This is a genomic window from Thermus sp. NMX2.A1, from assembly GCF_000511705.1.
Taxonomy (GTDB): domain Bacteria; phylum Deinococcota; class Deinococci; order Deinococcales; family Thermaceae; genus Thermus; species Thermus scotoductus.
Genome location: NZ_ATNI01000087.1, coordinates 1 through 615 on the forward strand (window position 1 = coordinate 1; position 615 = coordinate 615).

Consider the following 615-nt stretch of genomic DNA (forward strand, 5'->3'; position numbering starts at 1 on the left):
TGAGCCCTAAGCCTTACACTCCCAGGACTGAACGCCTGGCGGTGGATATCGGGCTTTCCCCCCTTATCGCCACGGATCGCGGGGACCTCCTGGGCCGGGGTTTCCTGCGCCTTCTTGCCGCCTACGATACCGAGATCCAAACCATAGCCAAAAGAGCACAAAGGGAAGGCCGAAAGCTCTCCCAGGTACCCGAGTACCGGGAAGCGATGAGAAGACTCCGGGGATTCCTGAAAAACGAGGTGAACCGCCTTCTCAACCGGCTGGTGGCACTGCACGCACCCGCGGTGCTGGTGGTGGAAAGACTGGACCTGCGTTCTCCCGAGCTTTCCCGCCGGATGAACCGTCTTCTCTCCAACTTCGGGAGGCGCTACCTGAAGGAGAAACTGGCCCGGCTCGGGGAGCTTTACGGGATCAAGGTGGTGGAGGTAAATCCCGCGTACTCCTCCCAAGCGTGCTCACGGTGCGGGTACGTGGACCCCAGGAACCGCAGGGATACCCAGACCTTTGTCTGCCAGGCTTGTGGGCACAGGGGCAACGCCCAGGTGAACGCGGCCAGAAACCTTCTCCGGAGAAGTTCTCCGGAGGAGTCCGTCATCACCTTCACCCCGAAAAGGG

Annotated in this window: 1 protein-coding gene; it reads left to right on the forward strand. The window is 61.3% G+C overall.

All coding sequences use genetic code 11. The features are described 5' to 3' along the window. Nucleotides 1-615, forward strand: a 615-nt coding sequence (locus tag TNMX_RS10645) for a zinc ribbon domain-containing protein (RefSeq protein WP_038031999.1), incomplete at both ends; no start/stop codon positions are given.